Source organism: Paraburkholderia sp. J12 (assembly GCF_905220215.1).
Classification (GTDB): Bacteria; Pseudomonadota; Gammaproteobacteria; order Burkholderiales; family Burkholderiaceae; genus Paraburkholderia.
Map to the genome: position 1 here is coordinate 142,644 of NZ_CAJMZC010000005.1, position 23,092 is coordinate 165,735.

Here is a 23,092-nt window from a genome sequence, read left to right on the forward strand (position 1 = left end):
CAACGCGGAGAACGAATGTGAAGAGCGGCTCACAGCCTACCGATGCACGCCTCATCCTGCTCGCCCCCGAGGACAATTGCCTGATCGCGGCGGCGCGTCTCGAAGCGGGCGCCACGGTCGAAATCGAAGGGGAGCGCGTGACGCTCGCGAAGACGATCGAACTGGGCCACAAGGTCGCGCGGCGTGCGCTCGCGCAGGACGAAAAGGTGCTGCGCTATGGCGCCTCCATCGGCCATGTGACCGGGCCCGTGGCGCGCGGCGAGCATCTGCATACGCATAACCTCGAAAGCGACTATCTGCCCACCTATACGCACGATGCGGGCCACGCATTCGTATCCCACTGATTCGTGCGTCAAAGAAAAGCGGCACGGCCGCCCGCAGGACATTCCGTCATGACCGACACCGAAGTCACTCCGCATCTCGAAGGCTGGCTGCGCAGCGATGGCCGCAAAGGCATCCGCAACGTGGTTGCGGTGGCCTATCTCGTCGAATGCGCGCATCACGTGGCGCGCGAGATCGTCGCGCAGTTTCGCGCGCCGCTCGATGCATTCGACGGCGACGCGCCGTTGGACGACTCACGCGAACCGCCCGTGCATCTGATCGGCTTTCCAGGCTGCTATCCCAACAGTTACGCCGAGAAGATGGTGCAGCGGCTCACCACGCATCCGAACGTGGGCGCGGTGCTGTTCGTCTCGCTGGGCTGCGAGAGCATGAACAAGCACTATCTGGCGGAGCAGGTGCGCGCAAGCGGCAGACCAGTAGAAGTCCTGACGATTCAGGAAAAGGGCGGCACGCGCAGCACGATTCAATACGGCGTGGACTGGGTGCGCGAAGCGCGCCAGACGCTCGCCGCGCAGAAGAAAGTGCCCATGGGGCTCGACGAACTCGTGGTGGGGACGATCTGCGGCGGCTCGGACGGCACCAGCGGCATCACGGCGAATCCCGCGGTGGGACGCGCATTCGACCATCTGATCGAAGCGGGCGCAAGCTGCATCTTCGAAGAAACCGGCGAGCTCGTGGGCTGCGAATACCACATGAAGAACCGGGCCGCGCGGCCCGAACTGGGCGACGCTATCGTGGCGTGCGTGGCGAAGGCCGCGCGCTACTACTCGATACTCGGCCACGGCTCGTTCGCCGTGGGCAATGCCGATGGCGGCCTCACCACGCAGGAAGAAAAGTCGCTGGGCGCGTATGCGAAGAGCGGTGCATCGCCCATCGTCGGCATCGTGAAGCCCGGCGACGTGCCGCCCACGGGTGGCCTTTATCTGCTCGACGTGGTGCCGGACGGCGAGCCGCGCTTCGGCTTTCCCAACATCAGCGACAACGCCGAAATCGCCGAGCTGATCGCCTGCGGCGCGCACGTGATCCTCTTCACCACGGGGCGCGGATCGGTGGTGGGCTCGGCGCTTGCGCCCGTCATCAAGGTGTGCGCGAATCCGCTCACGTACCGCAATCTCGCCGGCGACATGGACATCGATGCGGGACGCATCCTCGAAAGCCGCGCGACGCTCGACGAAGTGGGCCGCGAGGTGTTCGACACGACGCTCGCGGTGGCGGCGGGCGCGCACTCGAAGTCTGAGGCGCTCGGGCACCAGGAATTCATCCTCACCTACAAGACGTTCGAGCCGGTCGGCCCGGCGTGCCTGCCTGCGGGCGCGCGCGCGCGGGTGGTCGAGATTGCCCCGCATTGACGGGCGCAACGCCTGGCGTAATCTTTCACTATTGCTCTTTCGGGAGGCACGAGGCATGGCGCAGGAATGGCATCCGCAGGTGGGGACGAAGCGGCGCATCGGGCGCAGCGCGCTCGAAGCCAGCGCGCTGAGCCTCGGCACGGCGCCGCTGGGCGGCCTCTACCGCGATCTCACCGAGGAAGAGGCGCAGGCGACCGTCGATGCCGCGTGGCAAGCCGGCATCCGCTTCTTCGACACCGCGCCGCACTACGGCCACACCAAGGCCGAGCATCGGCTGGGCGCGGCGCTGCGGCGGTATCCGCGCAGCGAATACGTGCTTTCGACCAAGGTGGGGCGCCGCTTCGTGCCGCGCACCCACGTTTATGACGGCAGCGAAGGCTGGCAGGACCCGTTGCCCTTCGAAGCGATTTACGACTACACCTACGGCGGCATTCTGCGTTCGTTCGAGGACAGCCAGCAGCGCATGGGCATCGTCGATATCGACATCCTGCTCGTGCACGACATTGGCCGCTATACGCATGGCGAGCGGCATCCGCATTACTGGCAGCAGCTCACCGAAGGCGGCGGCTTCCGGGCGCTCGACGAATTGCGTGCGGCGGGCACGGTGAAGGCCGTGGGTTTCGGCGTGAACGAGCGCGAGGTGATACTCGATGCGATGCGCGAGTTCCAGATCGACTGCGCGCTGCTCGCGGGCCGCTATACGCTGCTCGAACAGGCGCCGCTGGACGATCTGCTGCCCGCGTGTCTCGAGCGCGGCGTGAGCATCCTGCTGGGCGGCGCGTTCAATTCGGGCATACTCGCGCAGGGCCTGAGCGGCGAGCGCAAATTCAACTACGGCGATGCGCCGCCCGACGTGATCGATCGCGTGGCGCGGCTCGACGCGGTGTGTCACAGCTTCGGCGTGCCGCTCGCTGCGGCTGCGCTGCAGTTTCCGTATGCGCATCCGGCTGTTGCGACCGTGCTCAACGGCGCGCGCAGTGCGGCCGAGGTGCGCGAGAACGCAGCGTCGTTCGCGCGGCCCATTCCCGCCGATCTGTGGCTCGCGCTGCGCGACGAAGGCCTCGTCGATCCGCGCGCGCCGCTGCCGGCTGCCTGACATGACGACCCCTGCCGACTCCGCGCAGATCGACGCCCACCAGCATTACTGGGATCCCTCGCGCGGCGACTATGGATGGCTCACGCCGGCGCTTCCCACGCTCTATCGCACGTTCGGCCCGGAGGATCTCGCGCCGCTGCGCACGCGTTGCGGCGTGACGCGCACGGTGGTCGTGCAGGCTGCGCCGACGCTGGAAGAAACGCGCTATCTGCTGGGCCTTGCGCGCACAGACGACTCGATCGCGGGCGTGGTGGGCTGGGTGCCGCTCGACGATCCGCTGGCGCCGGACACGATCGCCGCACTCGCGCGCGAGCCGAAATTCCTCGGCGTGCGGCCCATGCTGCAAGACCTGCCCGACGACGACTGGATCGCGAAAGCCGATACGGCGCGCGCCGTCGAAGCGCTGATCGCCCACGATCTCGCATTCGATGCGCTGATTTTCACGCGCCACGCACCTGCGCTCGAAACGTTTATCGCGCGGCATCCGGGCTTGCGCGTGGTGGTCGATCACGGCGCCAAACCGCCGATAAGTGACGACAGCCGCGACGACACCCGCGACGACACCGCGATCTCATCCGCATGGACCGAGGCCATCGTCCGGCTAGCGCGCTTTCCGCACGTATTCTGCAAGCTCTCGGGCCTCGCCACCGAAGCCGCGCCGCATTGGAACGACGCGACGCTCGAACCGTATGTCGCGCATCTGCTGGCCACGTTCGGCCCGCAACGGCTCATGTGGGGCAGCGACTGGCCGGTGCTCGGTCTCAATGGCGACTACGAGGGCTGGCACGCCTGCGCGACGCGCTTGCTCGAAGGTTTGAGTGCAACGGAGCGCGCGGCGGTGTTCGGCGCGAATGCGGCGGCGTTCTATCGCCTGCGAGGTCGGCGCACGAAACCGGCATGAAATCGCAGCACGAATCTTCATCCCTGAAAGCGGCAACCTGCCTGCGATGCACGCAACGCACGCGAGGCGAGCGCCGCGCATCCAACTGGAGTGGCAGATGGCACAACGACTGGCCGGCAAGACGGCTTTGATTACCGCGGCAGGGCAAGGCATCGGTCTCGCGACCGCGGAATTGTTCGCACGCGAAGGCGCGCGCGTGATCGCCACCGATATCCGCCCCGACGCGCTTGCGGCGCTGCCGGTGGAGGCGCGCCGTCTCGACGTGCTCGACCCCCAGGCGATCGAAGCGCTCGCGCGCGAACTGGGCGCCATCGACGTGCTGTTCAACTGCGCGGGTTTCGTGCACGCGGGTTCGGTGCTCGACGCGAGCGAGGAGGACTGGGACTTCGCGTTCGACCTGAACGTGAAGGCCATGTACCGCATGATTCGCGCCTTCCTGCCGGCCATGCTCGACGCGGGCCGCGGCTCGATCATCAACATGTCGTCGGCGGCGTCGAGCGTGAAGGGCGTGCCCAACCGCTGTGCCTACAGCGCGTCGAAGGCGGCTGTGATAGGGTTGACGAAGTCGGTCGCCGCCGACTTCGTGACGCGCGGCATTCGTTGCAACGCGATCTGCCCGGGCACAGTGGCCTCGCCCTCGCTCGAAAATCGCATCGCCACCCAGGCGGGCGCGCAGGGCACCACGGTCGATGCGGCGCGCGCGGCGTTCGTCGCGCGCCAGCCGATGGGGCGCGTCGGCAAGCCGGAAGAGATCGCCGCGCTCGCGCTGTATCTCGCCTCGGACGAGTCGTCGTTCACGACCGGCCAGGCCCATGTGATCGACGGAGGCTGGGCGCTTTGAGCGCAGGGCGCTCCCGGTATCGACAGCCATGATCCAGAGGAAACTGAGACGATGAAACTGCTTCGCTATGGGCCGAAAGGCCATGAAAAACCGGGCCTGCTCGACGCCGAAGGCCGTATCCGCTCGCTGTCGGGCGCGGTGGCCGACATTGCCGGCGACGTGCTCTCCGACGCGGGCCTCGCGCAACTGCGCTCGATCGATCCGGAAACGCTGCCGGTCGTCGAGGGCAATCCGCGCCTCGGCGCATGCGTGGGCCATATCGGCAAGATGGTGTGCATCGGCCTGAACTATGCCGACCACGCCGCCGAATCCGGCATGCCCGTGCCGCCCGAGCCGGTGGTGTTCAACAAGTGGACGAGCGCGATCGTCGGCCCGAACGACGACATCGAGATTCCGCGCGGCTCGAAGAAGACCGACTGGGAAGTGGAACTGGGCGTGGTGATCGGCAAGCACGCGAAATACGTGGACGAGGCGCACGCGCTCGACTATGTGGCCGGTTATTGCGTCGTCAACGACGTTTCGGAGCGCGAATGGCAGATCGAGCGCGCCGGCCAGTGGGACAAGGGCAAGGGCTTCGACACCTTCGGCCCGACCGGTCCGTGGCTCGTCACGCGCGACGAGGTGCCCGATCCGCAGAACCTCGACCTTTGGCTCGAAGTGGATGGCCACCGCTATCAGAACGGCAATACGCGCACGATGATCTTCCCGGTGGCGAAGCTCGTTTCGTATCTTTCGCAGTGCATGAGCCTGCAACCGGGCGACGTGATTTCCACCGGCACGCCGCCGGGCGTGGGTATGGGCATCAAGCCCACGCCGGTGTTCCTGAAGGCCGGGCAGACGGTGCGCCTCGGTATCCAGGGGATGGGCGAGCAGGCGCAGAAGACGCGCGCCGCCGAGTAAGGCATAGAGACGGGGTTTTCAGCAGACGTTTCGTTGCTTCGACTGCGGGGCCGCGCGCCCCGCATCCTCTCGCTTCCATCGCGTTCAATCGGATTCAGTCGGATTCAATCGGATTCAATCGGATTCAATCGGATTCAATCGGCCGGATCCGGCTCCCCGCGTCCGGACGGTTCCCCAAGACGGCTCACCGTCCCCTGCGCGATCGCCACGAGGCGCTCGTCGCCGTCCTCCATCACGAACACGCTGCACTGGCAGGTCGCCTGATGGCGTCCCGCATGCACGACCTTCGCGCGCGCCATGAGCGTGCCGTTGAGCGCCGGCCTCAGATAGTTGATCTTGTATTCGCCCGTCACCACGCGCGGCCCGAGGGCCAGCGCGCCGGCGAAGGTCAGCGCGTTGTCGGCGAGGTAGCTGATCACGCCGCCGTGCACGAAGCCATGCTGCTGGCGCAGTTCGTCGCGAACCGGCAGCCTCAGCGTCAGCTCGCCGGCGCCGACGTGCATCAGTTCCGTGCCGAGCAGCACGCTGAACGGCTGCGCGTGGAGAGCACCGCGCGCGCGATCTACGAGATCAGTCATCGTTGGGTTCCCCGGGGCCAGCCCGCATGGTTTCCTAACCACTCTAGGAAGCGGGTCGCGGGGGCGCAAGGGGAATCGCGGGACCGCGATCTAAATTGTTGCGAAAAATGCGTGGAATCCGGCGCGCATTATTTCGAGACTTCATGCGTGGTGCATTTTGGGCAGTTTTTTCATGGTTTGAGGCTCAAATCAACGTTTGCGCGGCCGTAAACGCAGATTGGGCGCGAGCGACCCCATGCTGCGCGCCGCACTTTCCCCAGCCACCCAATCCCAGGTGTTCAAGATGTTCAGCAAGATCAAGGTCGCTTCCGGCCTGTTGTGTGTGCTCGTTGCGTTCTGTGTGCTGCAGCTCGTGACGGAAGGGCTCGGTTTCTGGGCGCTCACGCGCACCCACGACGACGTGGACGACCTCTCCCGCGTGGCGCTGCGCCAGGCCAACGCTGCCAACGAAACCACCCAGCATTTGATGGACGCGCGCATCAACCTCTCGCGCGCCGGCACGCGCATGGTGCGCGGCGGCACCGAGCCTGCCGATATCGTCGATCACGCGCGCGAGCAGCTGGCCGAGGCGGACCGCTCGTTCGGGGCGCTGGTGGACGTGCCGCCCGTGGACCAGGACGACCGCGCGCACGTCGAAGCGCTCGCGCAGCGCTACCAGGTGTTTCGCAAGGCGCTGGGCGAACTGGCCCAGGATCTCGACGCAAACAACATCCAGGCCTTCCTCGACCAGCCCACGCAGTCCTACCAGGACGCCTACCTGGCCGAGCTGCACAGCTTCGCGCAATACAGCGCGGCGGCGAGCCGCGATTCGCTCGATTCGATCGACTCGCGCATGGCGCTCTTTCGTGCGGTCGGCCTTGCGATCCTGGTCGGCTTGATCGCGCTCGTGGCGGGCGTGTACGTCGGGCTGCGGCGCGGCGTGGTGGCGCCGCTCGAAGAAGCCGGCCGCCATTTCGACCGCATCGCGCGCGGGCGCCTCGACGAACGCGTGATTGCACGCGGCGACAACGAGATCGGCCGGCTCTTCAGCGGCCTCGCGACGATGCAGGCGAGCCTCGCGCGCACGGTGCACACGGTGCGCGAGACGGCGAGCTTGATCCACGTGGGCGCGAACGAGATCGCGACCGGCAACGCCGATCTGTCGGCCCGCACGGAATCGCAGGCCGCGTCGCTCGAGGAAACGGCCGCGAGCATGGAAGAGCTCACGGGCACCGTGCGCAACACGGCCGACAACGCCCGCGAGGCGAGCACGCTGGCCGACGCGGCGCTCAACGCCACGGCGCGCGGCACTTCCGTCGTGAACGAGGTGGTCGAGCGCATGCAGGGCATTGCGGACAGCTCGGACAAGATCGCCGAGATCATCGGCGTGATCGACGGCATCGCTTTCCAGACCAATATCCTCGCGCTCAATGCGGCCGTGGAAGCGGCGCGCGCGGGCGAGCAGGGCCGCGGTTTCGCAGTGGTGGCGGGCGAGGTGCGCGGGCTCGCGCAGCGCAGCGCGCAGTCGGCCAAGGAGATCAAGACGCTCATCAGCGAGTCGGTGGCGCAGATCCGCGGCGGCTCCGAACTGGTTGCCCGGGCGGGCGAGGCGATGGAGGAGGTCTCGACTTCGATCTCGCGCGCCACGCAGATGATGGCGGGCATCAGCGCGTCGTCGCTCGAACAGAGTTCGGGCATCGAGCAGGTCAATCAGGCTGTTACCCAGATGGACCAGATGACCCAGCAGAATGCGGCGCTCGTGGAAGAGGCGGCCGCCGCCGCTTCGTCGCTGCACGAGCAGACGCGGCAACTGGCCAATGCGGTGGCGGCCTTCGAGATCTCGCCGGCCGTGCTGGCCGAAGGGCGCGCGCTGGCTTCGGGCCCGGATCTGCGCAGCGAGCCCCACGCGCAGATGGCGCTGGGCTGATTTCCGGCCGCGGGCGCCTCTCTTTGACGGTCGGTCAGAGCGGCAGCGCGGTATAGGCCGTGAGCAGGTGATAAGGCGTGGTGGACGGCATGTCCGCACGCGCGACTTCGCCCGCCGCGCTGCGGCACTCCACCCATCCCTGCGGCGTCAAGAAGCGCGCCGCAAATCGCTCGATCTGGCCCGGCAGCGTGGCGCCCACTGCGGCGTCGCCGTGCGTCGCGATCGCGCGCAGGTACTCCGTTTGCGCCCAGATGCGCTGGGTCGCGTCGATCACCCGTCCTGTTTCGTCGAGCGCCGCCGCCACGGCGCCGCTCGCCGGATCCACCCCGTGGCGCACGGCGAACGGGAAGGCGCGCGCAAGCGCCTCGTCTAGCCCCGATGCGCCCAGCCGTCCCGCGGCGCACGACACCAGCCAGAACCACTCGAACTGATGCCCCGGCTCCAGCCGGTTGTCCGCCGCGCCGATGGGCAGTTCGGCGATGCAGCCCGTGGGCGCGTGCAGGAAGGTCCGCGAGATCGCTTCGACGAGCCTCGTGATCGCGCTATCGAAGGCGGCGTCGCCGGTTGCCTCGCGGGCGGCGAGCCAGGCTTCGATGAGATGCATCAGCGGATTCTGGATGGGCGTGCCCGTTACCTGGGTGAACGAGGCATCCAGCGCCGCGTTGAAGAGCCCGTCACCGGCGGCGAAGCGATCGACGATCAGCGCCGAGGTGCTGCGCGCGAGGTCCAGCGCCGTGCTCACGCCGAAACGCGCGCCATAAACCGAGCACGCGAACACGACGAAAGCGTGGGTATAGAGGTCCTTGGTGGTGTCGAGCGGCGCCCCTTGCGGATCGACGCTGAAGAACCATCCGCCGCGCACGTTGTCCTGAAAGTAGTGCCGCAGCGTTTCGAACAGCGTGTGGGCATGCTCCGCGTCGCCGGCCTGGGAGAAGACGAACAACTGGCGGGCGCAGGCCATCGCACGATAGCGGACGGCCGGCAGGGGCGCGGCGCCGCTGGCTTCCACGGCCTCGTAGGGCAGGCGCAGCGCGGCGTTGAAGCCGGGTCCGCGCCACAGCGGCAGTACGATGCGGTCGAAGTGGTCGCGCAGTCCTGCGCTGGCGGGTGCTGGCATGATGGAGCGCGCCGCGCCGGGCGGCATCGAAAGTAGGCGAAGACGGCGATTGTACGCCGCACCGCCAACCTGGAGGAGGCGCGGCACCCGCGCAGGATAGTGCCCGGATCGGGCTCGGCCGGGACCGGCGCATGCCTTTGCGGATATCGACAGGACGGCTCTGAATGGGCAGAAGCCATCCGTACCAAAAAAGGAGTGTCACCCCCAATGATCACCAATATCGAACTCATCTCGCGGCTCGTGCTGGCCGCCGCCCTCGGCAGCGTCATTGGTTTCGAGCGCGAACGGCTCTCGTGGGCTGCCGGCCTGCGCACCCACATGCTCGTGTGCGTGGGCTCGACGCTCATCATGATCGTTTCGGCGTTCGGCTTTGCCGACGTGCTCTCGAACGACCACGTCGTACTCGACCCGTCGCGGATGGCCGCGCAGGTCGTCTCGGGCATCGGCTTCCTCGGCGCCGGCTCGATTCTTCTGCGCGGCGAGATCGTGCGCGGCCTCACGACGGCCGCGAGCTTGTGGTCGGTAGCGGCCATCGGCCTCGCCGTGGGCGGTGGTCTGTATACGGCAGCCATTGCGGCGACCATCATCATTCTCATCATCCTCGCGGGCATCAAGCCGCTGGAGCGCCGCTTCATCACGTTCCGGCAGCGCCGGCAGATCTCGCTGATCGTCGATCGCGGCGCGCTCACGTTCCATTCGCTGCACGATGCGCTCGGCGCGTCGAGCCCGCGCGTGAAGCAGTTCGTCGTCCAGCAGAGCGACGACTCGCCCGAACTCGACGTCGTGATGATTACGCTCGGCCGGGTTTCCTCGATGGAGTACGAGGCGATCTGCGCGGCGCTGCGGCAACTGCCGGCCGTGAAGGAGTTTCGCGAGGAAGGCGCGCCGGGTTGAGGCACGCACGCATGCGTGGCGCATTAGCGTCGAATTCGACCCGAAACTGGCCGGTGTTCGGCCCGGTAATCGGACACCCCCATGCGACAATGCAGACTCGAATCCATCGCACGAAGACGCCGCGCCGTGGCTGGACCCGCCCCGCGTGGCGCAGGACGCCTCGATCCTTATGGCTGATATCGCAGACAACGCAGATCCCACCTCCCCCAACGCCGCGCGTGCCGCGCGCGGTGTGCCGCCGAAGCGACGGGTTTCCCCCGCTTCCGCTCTTCCCGCCGATACCGGGAACACTCCTGCGCGGGTCGCATCGCCGGTTGCGCAACCGGCCGAGCCGCCGCGCGACGAGAGCACCTTCGACCTGTTCGGCGACGATCCCACCCACAGGCCCGCGCCATCGATGCGAACGCCCGATGTCCATTCGGGTCAGGAAGAGCTGAGCGGAGTTCAACAACCGGTGGTGGAGCGTGCCGAGGCTGCGCCGGGCGCCGAGGTCGAATCGGCAGTTCAGCCGGCGCTGGCGCCAGTGGCGGCCGCGCCGCGTCGTAGCACGCGGACGAGGGCGGCAGCGGTAGCGGCGGCATTGGAAGAACCCGCGCTGCGAGAGCCGGAAAGCGCGGCGACCGACGACGTAAAACCGGATGACGGCGCGAGCGCCCCGCCTGAAATTGCCGACACCGGGTCGCGCATCGCGCCAGCAGTGCCTCCCGCGCCGGAAGACACCCGCACGAAGGCGCTTGCCCAGGCCGTGGACGCGCTGCACGGCAGGATCGCGGATCAGGGCCGGGCGGCGGCCGAACTGTCGCGTCGCATGAAGTGGACCCTCGCGGCGGCGGCGGGAGCGCTCGTGGTGACAGTAGCGGCCGGCGTCGCCCAGACGGTCGCACTGGTGCGTCTCGCGTCGGAGACGAGCGCCCAGCAACAGCATCTCGCGCAGATGATGCAGGACCAGCAGGCGGCGCTTGCCGGCGCGCTGGCGCGTCTGGCGGCACCGCCGGTGGCCGCGTCGGCGCCTGCGCCCGCTGCGCCGGTCCCTGCCGTTCGCGAAGCGCCGCCGCATCGGACCCAGCATGCCGTTCCGCGCGCCCATCACGCGCGGCCTGCCAGTCAAACCCGGGGCCGCTGAGTCCGTTTTGTCCCCGTATTGAAATCGGCGATGCGTTGTTTTGTTGCAACGCATCATTGACATTGATCCCGGTGCGACGGGGTGCCGCAGCTTTTTTGCTGCGCCGCACTAGTCACGATCTAGGGAAAACCCTATAATGCTCTTGTCCTAGGGAAAACCCTTATCGTCCAACTAACCGGGAGTCGCCATGAGCTTTATCCTTGCACTGATTCAAAAGGCGAGCGATCTCTTCGCCTCGCCGTATCTGCCGATGGATGCAGAGTACTCGTACCGTGCACGCCACCGCGAAGCGGAACGCGTTCGCCGCTCGCACTACATGCCGTTCGGCCTGCCGCGCGAGTAAGCCGCACCTGCGCGAGTAGCGCGCGGCGGCCTCTGCGCCGCCCGCCGCGCTGCGCCGGATACGCCAGCCAGAGACAAGGCCGGCTCCCCAACGGGAGCCGGCCTTGTTGCGTTTGGGGCTTCGCGGTTCGCAGACCCGGCGCGATAGGGCTGGCCCTCGTGCTGCACAAATCGACGGGCGCGGTAAAAAGGCGTTGTGCATCAGCGCCCTGGGTGGGATGTGCGCAGCTTGTCCACAGCCCTCTCAACAAAATCTGTGGACAAATCCCACTCTGCGGCTACCTCGGCAAAGCGCCGGCAGCCGTGTCATAGTGCTACCCCATTCCCGCAGCTTGCCCACGCAAAGTTTCGTCATGCCGAGCACTTACTTCTACGATCCCGCCGCCGGCCACGGTCTGCCGCACGATCCCTTCAAGGCGATCGTCGCACCGCGCCTGATCGGCTGGGTTTCCACCCGGGCCGCCGACGGCTGCCTGAATCTCGCGCCCTATAGCTTTTTCGGCGCGTTCGCGACTTTCCCGCCGATCATTGGTTTCTGCAGCGAGGGCCGCAAGGACAGCATTGCCAACATCGAGGCGACCGGCGAATTCGTCTGGAATCTCGCCTCGAAGCCGCTCGCGCAGCAGATGAACCGCACCTCGGCGCCCGTTGCCGCCGAGGTCGACGAATTCGCGCTCGCCGGGCTCACGCCGGCGCCGGGCCGCAACGTGAACGTGCCGCACGTGGGCGAATCGCCGGCCGCGCTCGAATGCCGTCTGTTGCAGGTGGTGCGGCTTGCCACGCTCGACGGCACGCCGATGGACAACTGGCTCGCGCTCGGCCAGGTGGTGGGCGTGCATATTCGCGAGGAGTTTCTCAAGGACGGCCTGTTCGATACGCACGCCGCGCAGCCCATCATGCGCGCGGGCTATCGTGCCGACTACGCGCAGATCGGCGAGATGTTCCAGATGTTCCGGCCGACGGCGTAAGTCGCACCGCGGCCTTGCAGTGTCCGCCGCGCGAGGTTGCCTCGCGCGCCGCCCTGCGCCGATAATGGCCCGACTTCGCGCGAGGCGCATCGGGAGAAGACGCACATGCAATTTCCAACGGGATCGGTGGTGGCGCTCAGTTCGGCCGCCGCGACGATGTTTTCGATGGGCATGCTCTTTCTCGGCTACTGGGGGCTGCACGAGCCCTCGCCCTGGCGCTTCGGCGAGCGCATCGTCGTGGTGATCGCGCTGGCCGGATTCGCGTGCCTCGGCTGCGTGCCGTTTCTCGCCACCTCGCCCATGAGCACGCCCGGCGACGAGTCGCGCATGCTCGTCGCGCGCCGCACCTTTTTGTGCGGCGCGTGCGCGGTGTGGTGCGCGATCGTCCTTTCGCTCGTTGTCTGACGCGGCGCGCGAGGCCCGCCGGGGCTTTCCGCGCCACGCCAACCGCCGCTTCCTAGAACCGCGCGCGCATGCCCACGGTGCTCACGACCTGATTGGCCGTCGTCGAAGCGCCGCCCGCCGTGTTGATGAACGCCACGTAGTTGTGGCCGCTTGCGTGCTGGTACATCGCTTCGGCATAGAGGTCGGTGCGCTTCGAGAGCCGGTAGACCGCCTGCACGTTCACCTGCTGCCACTTCGGATCGGCGCCGTAGGTCGTGCTCTGATCGACGTGGCCGTCCGTGTACGTGTACGCGAGGCCGAGAATCCAGGCCGGCGTGAGCTGGTACTTGCCGTTCACTTCGTAGTTGTCGAAGCTCACGTCGCCGCCCTGCGAGCCGAAGGCCGTCGATCCCGCGTATTCGCTGCGTGTGAACACGAAGCCTGCCGTGGCCGGGCCGAACGTGTAGTTCAGGCCGCCGCCGAACGAGCGCAGGCGATCGGCGCCCAGCGCGAAGCCGCCCTTGCCGTTGGCCGTCGATTCCGCGAGATCGACCGCGCCCGGGCTGCCTGAGTTCGCGCCTTGCGTGTTGTTCAGTTGCAGATAGCCGGCCGCCAGGGCGAGCGGGCCCGTGTTGTAGCTCGCACCGAAGCTGTATGCGCGGTTCGTGCCGAAGTCGCTCTGGTTCGAGAACGCGTACATGGCGCCGAACTTCAGGCCGCTATAGGTATTGCTCGTGTACTTGACTGCGTTGTTGATGCGCAGCGAGTGATTGAGGTTGTCGTTGTCGAACGGATGCGCGAAGCCGGTGTCGCCGAAAGTGCCGGCCGTGGCCGAGAGCGGCGAGACGAAATCGACGAGATCGTCGTACTGGCGGCCGAGCGTGAGCGAGCCGAGTGAGTCCTGCGCGAGGCCGGCATAGGCCTGGCGGCCGAACAGTCGGCTGTCCTGACCGAGCTTGCCGTTCTGCACGTTGAAGCCGTTCTCCAGCACGAAGATCGCATGCAGGCCGCCGCCCAGGTCCTCGCTGCCGCGCAGGCCGAAACGGCTGCCGTTGACCTCGCCGCTCGTCGCCTGCCAGAGCGCGCCGCCCGATTTGCCGCTCGCCACGTTGTTGGTGTACGAGATGCCGGCGTCGATCAGGCCGTAGAGCGTAACCGAGCTTTGCGCGTGAGCGGCCGGTGCAAACGTGGCGAGGGCTGCAAAGGCCGTAACGGTCGTCATGACCGGCCCGGTAGCGGGCGAATTCTTGTTCTTCACGAATGGACTCCTGAGTGATGCCGTAGCGGTTGAAAACAGCGTCAGGAGTGTAAGAATTAAGTGCTGCCGGAAAAGCCGGGCTGGCTGGACAGGATCCTTCCTGAATCTGGAAGAACCATTTCATCGCGGCGTCATATTCGACGGCGGGATCGGCCGTTCGAGCGCGCCACGCATGATGTTGCAGCGGCATTTATTGCGGAGCGCAGATTAATCGCGGCGCGCGGGCAAGTACCGGAGCAGAGGGCGATTTTTGATACGATGCACGCTTTTCCAGCCCATCTTTTGTCCGCGTGAAGCGTTACGTGTCGTTCGTCCGCGATCAGTTCGCCAAATGGTCCGCCTGCCTGAAGCCCGGCTTCCAGGCAGGCGTGGCCCGTTTCCACCGTCTCCAGCCTTTCTTCGCGGCCGCGTGTGCGAGGCTTGCCCCGCTCGCCGCGAAGGCGCTTCATCATCTGCGGCATCCGACGCGGCGCGGCGTGCTCTATGGCATTGCGGCCGTGCCGGCGCTCTTCGTGCTCTATGTGCTGGTGCTGATCCCGTTCACGCCGGGCATTGGCGACATCCGCAAGGCGCGCGTGGACGAACCCGCGCAGATCCTCTCCGCGGACGGCAAGCTGCTCGCCGAGTTCAAGCCCTCGAACCGCGATTGGGTGCCGCTCAACGAGGTCTCGCCGCACATGGTCGATGCGCTCATTTCGACCGAGGATCACCGCTTCTACGAGCATCACGGCATCGACTTCAAGCGCACCGCGGGCGCCGCGCTGCACACCTTTTCGGGCGACCGCCAGGGCGGCTCGACCATCACGCAGCAACTCGCGCGCAATCTCTATCCCGACGAGATCGGCCGCGCGCCCACGCTCACGCGCAAGCTGAAGGAGGCGATCACGGCGTTCAAGATCGAGTCCGTCTACAGCAAGCAGCAGATTCTCGAAACCTATCTGAATACGGTGCCGTTCCTCTACAACGCGTATGGCATCGAGATGGCGGCGCGCACCTACTTCGGCGTATCGGCGGATCAGCTCGACGTGCTGCAAAGCGCCACGCTCACGGGCATGCTCAAGGGCAACGCCTACTACAACCCCGTGATCAATCCGGAGCGCGCGCTCGCGCGGCGCAATACCGTGCTCTCGCAGATGGTGAAGTACGGCAAGCTCGCGCCCGCGCAGTACGCGGTGCTCTCGAAAAAGCCGCTGCGACTCGACTTCGCGCGCCAGACCGAGCCGCCCGGCCCGGCCCCGCATTTTGCGCAGCAGTTGCGCAAGTGGCTGATCGCGTGGGCGGACCGCAACGACTACAACATCTACTCGGATGGCCTGATCGTTCGCACTACGATCGATTCGCGCCTGCAGGCCATGGCGACCGCCGCGCTCGCGCAGCATGCGAACCAGTTGCAGGCCATCGCGAACGGCGCCTGGAACGGCAAGGGCTGCACGCCGGCCAACGATCTCTTCCGCACCTTCATGCGCGAAACGCCGGACTACAAGAGCGTGCGCGACGCCGGCGCGAACGACGAGGATGCGCTCAAGCAGCTTGCCTCGGACCGCACCTTCATGCGCGCGCTGTGCAAGGACAAGACCGAAGTGCAGGCGGGCTTTCTCGCCATCGACCCGCGCAACGGGCAGATCAAGGCGTGGGTGGGCAGCCGCGACTTCGCGGACGAGCCTTACGACCACGTCCAGCAGGCGCGGCGCCAGCCGGGCTCGACGTTCAAGCCCTTCGTGTACGGCGCGGCCTTTGCCGCGGGCGCGAAGCCGACCGACACGTTTATCGATCAGCCGGTGGAAATCCCGCTGGCGGGCGGCGAAATCTGGCGCCCGGACGACGACGTGCCGCCCAGCAACAAGCCGATGACGCTGCGCGACGCGATTGCCTACTCGCGCAACCGCATTACCGCGCAGTTGATGGAGCAGGTGGGCCCGGACAAGGTGGCGCGTCTCGCGCGTTCGATGGGCGTGCGCGACAGCGAGCTCGACCCGGTGCCGTCGCTCGCGCTCGGCACGAGCCCGGTGACGCTCAAGGAAATGGTGTCGGCGTACAGCACGATCGCCAACGACGGCGAGTACCTGGAGCCGCGCATGGTCACGCGCATCGAGGACAGCAAGGGCGACGTGCTCGCGGAGTTCCCGAGCGCTTCGCCCGAGCGCGCGCTTTCCGAGTCCGCCGACCGCACCCTGATCGACGTGATGCGCGACGTGGTGAATCGCGGCACGGGTTCGAGCATCCGCACGCGCTTCGGCATTCGCGCCGACGTGGCCGGCAAGACCGGCACCACGCAGGGCAATACGGATGGCTGGTTCATTCTCATGGATCCGCAACTCGTTGCGGGCGCATGGGTCGGCTTCGACGACGGCCGCGTGACGCTCGACGACTACTGGGGGCAGGGCGCGCGCAGCGCGTTGCCGATCGTCGGCGACTTCTTCCAGCGCGCGCTGCGCGCACGCATTGTGGATCCGCGCGCGCGCTTCGATACCGAGGTGACGCCGGGCGCGTTCGAGACCTTCCGCGAGAAGCTGCGCGCATGGATCGAGACGCTGTTCGGAACGCAAAAGGTCGAGACGCCGGCCGCACCGGTCCGGCGCGCGCCCGCACCGCGCGTGGTGCCGAAGCTGGCTTCCGAAGCGGTGGCGTCTGGGGCCTCCGCTGCGACGGCGGGTTCGGGGGTTTCGGCGGCATCGCAGGCATCGGCGCCTCTGGCGGCTTCGCAACCGCGCGAACTGGGCGTGCCGCCGATCCTCGGCCCGGCTAGCGAGCCTGCTGCCACGTCGCCGTTCCCGGCTCAGGAGCCCGCGCTCGCGCCGACGCCCACGCCCGACGACAGCGGCCCCGAGCAGAGCGGCCCGGGCGCTCAGTACACGCCGCCCGTGCAGCCGCAAGGGCAATGAGGCGGCGGCGCGCGTTCTGCGGGGAGCAGGGGCGCGCCGCCGAGTCGCCTCGTCGTTATCGCACTGCGAAGGGATCCTTGATACTTCTGCGGCACTGCTCAGCAATGTGGCCGCGTGCGGGGCGATGCGGTGTGCCAAACGTCGGCCCGTTCGGATTTCATAGTTATCCCCACTTTTCGTGGAAAGCCTTGTGGGCAACTTTGGGACAGCGAAGCTAAGTCCTTGACGCGAAAAGCAAGTCGTCCTGATGCATCGGATGCCGCAACGATTGGGCAACACGGGGCGGGCTTATCCCCAGATTTCGTGGACAGGGGTGTGGGCAACCTTGGGACAGCGAAGCTAAGTCCTTGACGCCAAAAGCAAGTCGTCCTGAAGCATCGCAAGCGGCAGCGAGCAGGCAACGCGCGGCTGTCTTATCCCCAGTTTTTGTTGAGAGGCTTGTGGGTAACCTTGGGACATCGAACCTAAGTGTTTGACGCACAAGGAAAGCGCCAGAGGCGATGCACAACAGGCATGCCGGAGCGCGCCGCGGCGCCAAAGCCGTGGCGGGCGAGCGCTGGTCAACGCGACGAAACGAACCCCGAGTGGATGCTGGCGGCGGCATGGCCGAAGAATCCCTGCCAGTCGTTTCCGTTCAGCGTCTGGGACGCCAGCAGCGCGCCCGCCGCCAGGATCGCGACGACAATGCCCGCAATCCAGTATCCCTTGCGGGTCGGCTTGAGCGGCGCACCGGCGGGCTCGGCGTCAGCCGGTATAGCGGTGGCCCGGGATTGCTCGACGGAGCCCGGCGTGCCCTTCATTCCGCTCAGTTCCGCCATCAATTCGCCAAGCCGCTGGGCCTTGACGGTCGCTGTCTGCCGGGCGATCCGCGCCTGCGCAATTTCGGTCTCCAGACGAGCGATCGTTTGCTTGAGGCTGGCGGCTTCCTCAAGTGTCCGGCGATGAATGGCTTCGATTCCCTCCGTGGTCGGCACGGGCGCGCGCGATTGCCAGGGCATCGCCTGGATGGTGCATTGGGCATGGCCTGTAGCGATAACGGTTTGCTGGCTCATAGGGCTTCGACGTACGCAAGGAATTTGGGCAGGCCGTACGCTATCGAAGTTTGTGCCGTCGAACTGTAATTGATTGTCAAAACTTGCGCTCGGACAATAGTTTGGCATCGAGAGAAAAGGGGCGACCCCACTGGCCGCTCCAGGAGGGGAAACGCACTGAATGTCGAGCCGCGCAGGGGCGGGGAGCGCATGCGCGTATCGCCGAAGAATTATTCACAGATTGTGTTGAGAGGCTTGTGGGTAACCTTGGGATATCGAAGCCAGGTCGTTGATGCCAAAGCCATGTTGAGGCGCGGTCGCAGGAGAGGCACGATCCGCATTCCCGGCCGGATGGGGCGCCTCACTTCACGCGCCGCCGTTCACCTTGAACACGGCCACGAGTTCCGCCAGTGCCGCGGCCTGCTCGTGGAGCGCCGCCGCGGCGCGCTCGGCTTCGCCCACCAGCGTGGCGTTCTGCTGCGTTGCCGAGCCGATCTGCGCAACCGCCAGATTCACCTGTTCGATGCCGCCCGACTGCTCGCGCGAGGCCACGCTGATCTCGCCGATGATCGAGCGCACCTCCTCCACGCGCGCGACGATGGTCCGCATGGTGGCGCTCGCATCGCCGGCGATGCGGTAGCCGGTCTCGACGGTCGCTGCCGATTCCGCGATCAGCGCTTCGATCTCCTTCACAGCGGAAGCGCTGCGCTGCGCGAGCGCGCGCACTTCGCTCGCCACCACCGCAAAGCCCCGGCCGTGCTCGCCCGCGCGCGCCGCTTCGACGGCCGCGTTGAGCGCGAGGATGTTGGTCTGAAACGCAATGCCTTCGATCACGCCGGTGATGTCGGTGATCTTTCGCGATGCCTGGCTGATGTCGTTCATGGTCTGCACGACGCGCTCCACGGCGCGGCCGCCGTCTAGCGCGGCATCGGCTGCGCCGGTGACCACGGTGTTCGCGCGCATGGCGTGGTCGGCGTTCTGCTGGACCGTCGAGGTGAGCTGCTCCATGCTCGCCGCCGTTTCTTCGAGGCTGCTCGCCTGGCTCGCAATGCGCGCCGAGATCTCGCCGCTGCCCGCGGCGATGCGCGAGGTGTCGTCGCGCATCTGCGCCGAGGCGCCGCGCACCTCGCCCACAATTTTCGCGAGGCCCACGCCGATGCCGTCGATGGCGTGCGTGAGCCGGCCGATTTCGTCGTTGCCCCCGGCGTCCGGCGAGCCCAGGCTGCCGCTCGCGCCGTGCCGCGCCGGCGTGCCCGCGTGGCCGATGCGCACGCTGAGGTCGCCCGCCGCGAGCCGTCCGGCCGCCTGCGCGGCGGCGTCGAGCGGCCGGCTCACGAGCCGGCGCGCGGCCAGGATCGACAGCAGCGCGAACGCCGCGACCAGCACGAAGCCAATTGCGGCAAAGCGGTTACGCGTGGCGTGCACGTCGGCCATGATTTCGTCGCGCGGCGCCACGCCGCCCACGAGCCATTGCCATTGCGGCACGCTCATGAACGAGACGAGCTTCGTGCGCGCGTCGCGCTCCCCGAGCGTGGCGTCGGCCGAACTGTATTCGAGCGTGCCCTCGCGCTCGGAGAGCATGCGCGACCAGGGGCCGCTGGCGTCGTCGTAGTGCTGGCCGGCGGCGCCCGGGTGCACGAGGAAGGTGCCGCGCGACGGCCCGTTCGAGGCGTCGAGCACGAAGTAGTAGCCGGTGTCGCCGATCTTGAGCTTCGCGATTTCGGCCTTGATCGCGGCGATCTGCGCGCCGGCGTCCACCCCCACGAAGAGCGCGCCGATCACGCGGCCGCTCGCGTCGCTGATCGGCCGGTACTGCGTGATGTACTGCTTGCCGAACAGGCCGGCGAGCCCCGTGTAGCTGCGTCCCGCGAGGATCGGCGCGTAGGCGGGGCCCTTGCGGTCGAGCAGCGTGCCGATGGCGCGCGAGCCGTCCTGCTTCTTGAGCGAGGTGGTGACGCGCACGAAGTCGTCGCCGCTGCGCGCGAACACGGTGGCAATGGCGCCGCTGCGTTCGAGGAACTGGTCGGGGATCGAGAAGTCGAGGTCGAGCACGTGGTCGCCGGCCTTGACGAGCGGCGCGGCGTAGCCGGCCACGTCCGCTTTCTGGGTTTCGTCGAGCGACCAGCCGCCTGGCAGGAAGCTCGCGAAGAGTGTCATCGAACGGTCCACTTCGGCGTCGAGCGCGCCGTCGATGAGCGCGATGGCCGATGCCACCGAGCGGTCTTTCTCGACGATGCGCGCACGCACCTGATCGCTCACCTGGCCGGCGGCGGCGCGGGTCAGCGCCCATGTGAAGACGGTGAAGATAGCGGCGACGAGCACGCAGGAAACGAGCGCGAGGCGCACGCCGACACTGGTGCGGCGCGGGAGGGATGGGATCATGGGATCGGTTCCGAATGAAAATGAAACGGGGAACCGGCGCCGGGAAGCGCTGGCATCCGGTTTTTACGGCGCGCGGATGCATTCCTTGAGCGAATCGCAGGGAAAAGCGAAGACGAGGGCGTGCGGCGCCGAGGCGCCGCCGCCTCAGCGCGAGCCGCGCCAGGTGCGCAGCAGCAGGGCGTTCGTGACCACGCTCACGCTGGAGAACGCCATGGCGGCGCCCGCGAGCATGGGGTTGAGCAGGCCGAAGGCCGCGAGCGGAATCCCGATCAGGTTGTAGAAAAACGCCCAGAACAGGTTCTGCTGGATCTTGCGCCACGTGCGCCGCGAGATGTCGATGGCGGCCGCGACGAGCAGCGGGTCGCCGCGCATGAGCGTGATGCCGGCGGCGTGCATCGCGACGTCGGTGCCGGTGGCCATGGCGATGCCAATGTCGGCGGCGGCGAGCGCGGGGGCGTCGTTGATGCCGTCGCCCGCCATCGCCACGATGCCGCCCGTGCGGATCTTGAGGTCGCGGATCGTCGCGGCCTTGTCGTCGGGGAGCACTTGTGCGTGAACTTCGTCGATACCGAGCTGCGCCGCGACCGCCGCCGCGCTGCCGGCGTTGTCGCCGGTCACGAGCACGCTGCGGATGCCCATTGCCTTCAGGCGGTCGATGGCGGCGCGTGCGGTGGGCTTGAGCGTGTCGCCGAAGGCGAGCAGCGCGAGCACGGTTTCGGGCGCGGCTCCATGCGGCGCGGCGGTGAGCCACGAGACCGTGTTGCCGGCCTGCTCCAGCGCCTGGGCGCGCGCCGCCAGCCCGGGCGGCACCTCGAGCGCGAGTTCGTCGAGCCAGCGGCCGCTGCCGATGGCGTAGCGCCGGCCGTTCACTTCCGCCTCCACGCCGCGTCCCGGCACAGCGCGCGCATGCGCGGCGGCGGGCACCGGCGTGCCGTTGGCCCCGGCTGCGAACGCCTCGATCACTGCCTTCGCGAGCGGATGGTCGCTGTGCTGCTGCACGGCGGCGGCGAGCGCCAGGGCTTCGGCGCGCGCGATGCCGTCCGCGGTCTCGAATGCCGTGAGCGAGGGCTTGCCGAGCGTGAGCGTGCCGGTCTTGTCGAAGGCCACCACGCTCACGTTGTGCGCGGTTTCCAGTGCTTCGGCATCCTTGATGAGCACGCCCTGGCGCGCGGCGGCGCCCGTGCCCGCCATGATGGCGGCCGGAGTGGCGAGGCCGAGCGCGCATGGGCAGGCGATCACGAGCACGGCCACGGCGTTGAGAATGGCCGTTTCGGCAGGCGCGCCCGCCAGCAGCCAGCCGCCGAGCGTGATGGCCGCGATCACGAGGATGGCCGGCACGAAGACGGCGCTCACGCGGTCCACGAGGCGCTGGATCGGCGCCTTTTCGGCCTGCGCGCTCTCGACGAGGCGAATGATGCGCGCGAGCGTGGTCTCCGCGCCGATGGCCGTGGTGCGCACGGCGAGGGCGCCTTCGCCGTTGATCGAGCCGGCGGTGACAGGATCGCCGGGCTCTTTCGGCACGGGCAGGCTTTCGCCCGTGATCAGCGATTCGTCGATATGGCTGCGGCCTTCGAGCACCACGCCGTCCACCGGCAGGCGCTCGCCCGGCCGCACGACCACGATGCTCGCCACGCGCACGGCCGAAAGCGGCACCTCGCGCTCCGCGCCGTGCTCGCGGATGCGCGCGCGATCGGGGCGCAAGGCGTTGAGGGCGCGGATGGCGTCGGTGGTCTGGCGCTTCGCGCGCGCTTCGAGCCATTTGCCGAAGCGCACGAGCGTGATGACGACCGCCGAGGCTTCGAAGTACAGATGCGCGACGTCGCCGGGATGCGCGAGCATTACGTAGACGCTCACGCCCCAGGCCGCCGAGGTGCCCAGCGCGACGAGCAGGTCCATGTTGCCGGCGCCGGCCCGGACGGCTTTCCAGGCGGCGCGGTAGAAGCGCGCGCCGAAGACGAACTGGACTACCGACGCGAGCGCGAGCTGCGCGACGGCGGGCAGCATCCAGTGGATGCCGGCGGCGTGGCCGAGCATCGGCAGCACGAGGGGGGCCGTGAGTGCCGCCGAGATCAGCACGGCGTGCCATTCGCGGCGCGCGGCGCGGGTGGCGGCTGCCTCGCGGCTGGATGGCCGGTCGGCGGCTGCGGGCGCGGTCGCATCGCCGCCTGAAGCGATGCTATCGAGGGCTGGGCCCGATGCTTCGTCTTCTACGAGCGGCGTGGCTTCGTAGCCCGCCTTCGTCACGGCTGCCACGATCTGGTCGGCGAGGTCGCCCGTGAGCGGCGCGCGCAGGTTGACCGTGGCCTGCTCGGTGGCGAGATTGACCGTGGCGCCGGCTACACCGGGCACGCGCGCGAGGGCTTTCTCGACGCGATTCGCGCACGACGCGCAGGTCATGCCGCCAATGGCGAACGCCGCGGTTTCCGTGGCCACGGGCACGGCTTCGTAACCGGCCTTTTCGACGGCGCCGACGAGCGCTTCGGGCGCGACGTCGCCGCCCGTCTCGACGGTGGCCTTTTCTGTAGCCAGGTTGACGCTCGCGCGCGCGACGCCCGGCACCCGGGCGAGCGCTTTTTCGACGCGCGTCGCACAGGCGGCGCAGGTCATGCCGTGGATTTCGAATTCGGCGACACGGGTGTCGCTTTGTTCTTCAAGAAGGGGTTCGTTCATGTTGGCCCGCACGTAAAACGGATTCGACGTGAGGCAGTATCTACGTTCCCATGATGGGAAGGTCAAGGGCGATATTCTGGAGCAACGGCTCCATTGGGTTACAGATCGGTCCCTGATGGCTGCACGCT

General features: G+C 67.6%; 19 protein-coding genes. 13 read left to right on the forward strand and 6 right to left on the reverse strand.

The features are described 5' to 3' along the window. Positions 1-17 precede the first annotated feature (17 nt). The 6 genes from U5760_RS13745 (at position 18) to U5760_RS13770 (ending at position 5,429) form a co-directional block, all read left to right on the forward strand. The gene (locus U5760_RS13745) at positions 18-344 is read left to right on the forward strand and encodes a UxaA family hydrolase (RefSeq protein ID WP_322012441.1); all 327 of its coding nucleotides are present in this window, start codon (positions 18-20) and stop codon (positions 342-344) included. Between the two features lie 48 nt (positions 345-392). Continuing rightward, the gene (locus tag U5760_RS13750; protein ID WP_322012442.1) at positions 393-1,691 is read left to right on the forward strand and encodes a UxaA family hydrolase; all 1,299 of its coding nucleotides are present in this window, start codon (positions 393-395) and stop codon (positions 1,689-1,691) included. Between the two features lie 55 nt (positions 1,692-1,746). Then, positions 1,747-2,787, forward strand: a complete 1,041-nt coding sequence (locus tag U5760_RS13755) for an aldo/keto reductase (RefSeq protein WP_322012443.1) — start codon at positions 1,747-1,749, stop codon at positions 2,785-2,787. Position 2,788: 1 nt separating this feature from the next. Continuing rightward, positions 2,789-3,688, forward strand: coding sequence for an amidohydrolase family protein (locus U5760_RS13760; RefSeq protein ID WP_322012444.1), 900 nt, complete (start codon positions 2,789-2,791; stop codon positions 3,686-3,688). A gap of 97 nt (positions 3,689-3,785) precedes the next feature. After that, on the forward strand, positions 3,786-4,529 hold the full coding sequence (locus U5760_RS13765) for an SDR family oxidoreductase (protein WP_322012445.1): 744 nt from the start codon (positions 3,786-3,788) through the stop codon (positions 4,527-4,529). Between the two features lie 51 nt (positions 4,530-4,580). Beyond that, positions 4,581-5,429, forward strand: coding sequence for an ureidoglycolate lyase (locus tag U5760_RS13770; protein WP_322012446.1), 849 nt, complete (start codon positions 4,581-4,583; stop codon positions 5,427-5,429). A 134-nt stretch (positions 5,430-5,563) separates the two neighbouring features. On the opposite strand, the gene U5760_RS13775 is transcribed toward U5760_RS13770, so the two are convergent. After that, positions 5,564-6,007, reverse strand: coding sequence for a PaaI family thioesterase (locus U5760_RS13775; protein WP_322012447.1), 444 nt, complete (start codon positions 6,005-6,007; stop codon positions 5,564-5,566). A gap of 283 nt (positions 6,008-6,290) precedes the next feature. Between U5760_RS13775 and U5760_RS13780 the strand changes: the two genes are divergently transcribed. Continuing rightward, positions 6,291-7,913: a methyl-accepting chemotaxis protein gene (locus U5760_RS13780; protein ID WP_322012819.1), complete on the forward strand. Its 1,623-nt coding sequence runs from the start codon at positions 6,291-6,293 to the stop codon at positions 7,911-7,913. A 34-nt stretch (positions 7,914-7,947) separates the two neighbouring features. On the opposite strand, the gene U5760_RS13785 is transcribed toward U5760_RS13780, so the two are convergent. Next, entirely contained in the window at positions 7,948-9,057 is a 1,110-nt protein-coding gene (locus tag U5760_RS13785; RefSeq protein ID WP_322012449.1) for an AGE family epimerase/isomerase, read from the reverse strand. A 180-nt stretch (positions 9,058-9,237) separates the two neighbouring features. Here U5760_RS13785 and U5760_RS13790 point away from each other — a divergent pair, with 180 nt between their 5' ends. The 5 genes from U5760_RS13790 (at position 9,238) to U5760_RS13810 (ending at position 12,762) form a co-directional block, all read left to right on the forward strand. Beyond that, the gene (locus U5760_RS13790) at positions 9,238-9,924 is read left to right on the forward strand and encodes an MgtC/SapB family protein (RefSeq protein ID WP_322012450.1); all 687 of its coding nucleotides are present in this window, start codon (positions 9,238-9,240) and stop codon (positions 9,922-9,924) included. Positions 9,925-10,069: 145 nt separating this feature from the next. Next, on the forward strand, positions 10,070-11,047 hold the full coding sequence (locus U5760_RS13795; protein WP_322012451.1) for a hypothetical protein: 978 nt from the start codon (positions 10,070-10,072) through the stop codon (positions 11,045-11,047). 187 nt (positions 11,048-11,234) lie between these two features. Beyond that, positions 11,235-11,390: a hypothetical protein gene (locus U5760_RS13800; RefSeq protein WP_322012452.1), complete on the forward strand. Its 156-nt coding sequence runs from the start codon at positions 11,235-11,237 to the stop codon at positions 11,388-11,390. A 352-nt stretch (positions 11,391-11,742) separates the two neighbouring features. Continuing rightward, positions 11,743-12,357, forward strand: a complete 615-nt coding sequence (locus tag U5760_RS13805) for a flavin reductase family protein (RefSeq protein ID WP_322012454.1) — start codon at positions 11,743-11,745, stop codon at positions 12,355-12,357. Between the two features lie 105 nt (positions 12,358-12,462). Further along, positions 12,463-12,762 (forward strand): hypothetical protein, encoded by a 300-nt coding sequence (locus U5760_RS13810; RefSeq protein ID WP_322012455.1) that lies wholly within the window; start codon positions 12,463-12,465, stop codon positions 12,760-12,762. Positions 12,763-12,814: 52 nt separating this feature from the next. On the opposite strand, the gene U5760_RS13815 is transcribed toward U5760_RS13810, so the two are convergent. Further along, entirely contained in the window at positions 12,815-13,963 is a 1,149-nt protein-coding gene (locus U5760_RS13815) for a porin (RefSeq protein WP_322012820.1), read from the reverse strand. A gap of 338 nt (positions 13,964-14,301) precedes the next feature. On the opposite strand from U5760_RS13815, the gene U5760_RS13820 reads away from it, so the two are divergent. Continuing rightward, positions 14,302-16,881 (forward strand): penicillin-binding protein 1A, encoded by a 2,580-nt coding sequence (locus U5760_RS13820; protein ID WP_322012457.1) that lies wholly within the window; start codon positions 14,302-14,304, stop codon positions 16,879-16,881. 560 nt (positions 16,882-17,441) lie between these two features. Here the strand turns inward: U5760_RS13820 and U5760_RS13825 are convergent. The 3 genes from U5760_RS13825 to U5760_RS13835 form a co-directional block, all read right to left on the reverse strand. After that, positions 17,442-17,933, reverse strand: coding sequence for a hypothetical protein (locus U5760_RS13825; protein WP_322012459.1), 492 nt, complete (start codon positions 17,931-17,933; stop codon positions 17,442-17,444). Positions 17,934-18,278: 345 nt separating this feature from the next. After that, positions 18,279-20,294 carry a Cache 3/Cache 2 fusion domain-containing protein gene (locus tag U5760_RS13830; RefSeq protein ID WP_322012460.1) on the reverse strand — a complete coding sequence of 672 codons (2,016 nt, stop codon included), beginning with the start codon at positions 20,292-20,294 and terminating at the stop codon, positions 18,279-18,281. A gap of 144 nt (positions 20,295-20,438) precedes the next feature. After that, on the reverse strand, positions 20,439-22,964 hold the full coding sequence (locus U5760_RS13835) for a heavy metal translocating P-type ATPase (RefSeq protein ID WP_322012461.1): 2,526 nt from the start codon (positions 22,962-22,964) through the stop codon (positions 20,439-20,441). Positions 22,965-23,092: the final 128 nt, after the last annotated feature.

What these genes read in the sequence shown, in the direction of transcription:
- U5760_RS13750 (WP_322012442.1), top strand. Translation starts at nt 393, where the DNA reads ATGACCGACACCGAAGTCACTCCGCATCTCGAAGGCTGGCTGCGCAGC.
- U5760_RS13755 (WP_322012443.1), top strand. Translation starts at nt 1,747, where the DNA reads ATGGCGCAGGAATGGCATCCGCAGGTGGGGACGAAGCGGCGCATCGGG.
- U5760_RS13760 (WP_322012444.1), top strand. Translation starts at nt 2,789, where the DNA reads ATGACGACCCCTGCCGACTCCGCGCAGATCGACGCCCACCAGCATTAC.
- U5760_RS13765 (WP_322012445.1), top strand. Translation starts at nt 3,786, where the DNA reads ATGGCACAACGACTGGCCGGCAAGACGGCTTTGATTACCGCGGCAGGG.
- U5760_RS13770 (WP_322012446.1), top strand. Translation starts at nt 4,581, where the DNA reads ATGAAACTGCTTCGCTATGGGCCGAAAGGCCATGAAAAACCGGGCCTG.
- U5760_RS13775 (WP_322012447.1), bottom strand. Translation starts at nt 6,007, where the DNA reads ATGACTGATCTCGTAGATCGCGCGCGCGGTGCTCTCCACGCGCAGCCG.
- U5760_RS13780 (WP_322012819.1), top strand. Translation starts at nt 6,291, where the DNA reads ATGTTCAGCAAGATCAAGGTCGCTTCCGGCCTGTTGTGTGTGCTCGTT.
- U5760_RS13785 (WP_322012449.1), bottom strand. Translation starts at nt 9,057, where the DNA reads ATGCCGCCCGGCGCGGCGCGCTCCATCATGCCAGCACCCGCCAGCGCA.
- U5760_RS13790 (WP_322012450.1), top strand. Translation starts at nt 9,238, where the DNA reads ATGATCACCAATATCGAACTCATCTCGCGGCTCGTGCTGGCCGCCGCC.
- U5760_RS13800 (WP_322012452.1), top strand. Translation starts at nt 11,235, where the DNA reads ATGAGCTTTATCCTTGCACTGATTCAAAAGGCGAGCGATCTCTTCGCC.
- U5760_RS13805 (WP_322012454.1), top strand. Translation starts at nt 11,743, where the DNA reads ATGCCGAGCACTTACTTCTACGATCCCGCCGCCGGCCACGGTCTGCCG.
- U5760_RS13810 (WP_322012455.1), top strand. Translation starts at nt 12,463, where the DNA reads ATGCAATTTCCAACGGGATCGGTGGTGGCGCTCAGTTCGGCCGCCGCG.
- U5760_RS13815 (WP_322012820.1), bottom strand. Translation starts at nt 13,963, where the DNA reads ATGACGACCGTTACGGCCTTTGCAGCCCTCGCCACGTTTGCACCGGCC.
- U5760_RS13825 (WP_322012459.1), bottom strand. Translation starts at nt 17,933, where the DNA reads ATGAGCCAGCAAACCGTTATCGCTACAGGCCATGCCCAATGCACCATC.
- U5760_RS13830 (WP_322012460.1), bottom strand. Translation starts at nt 20,294, where the DNA reads ATGATCCCATCCCTCCCGCGCCGCACCAGTGTCGGCGTGCGCCTCGCG.
- U5760_RS13835 (WP_322012461.1), bottom strand. Translation starts at nt 22,964, where the DNA reads ATGAACGAACCCCTTCTTGAAGAACAAAGCGACACCCGTGTCGCCGAA.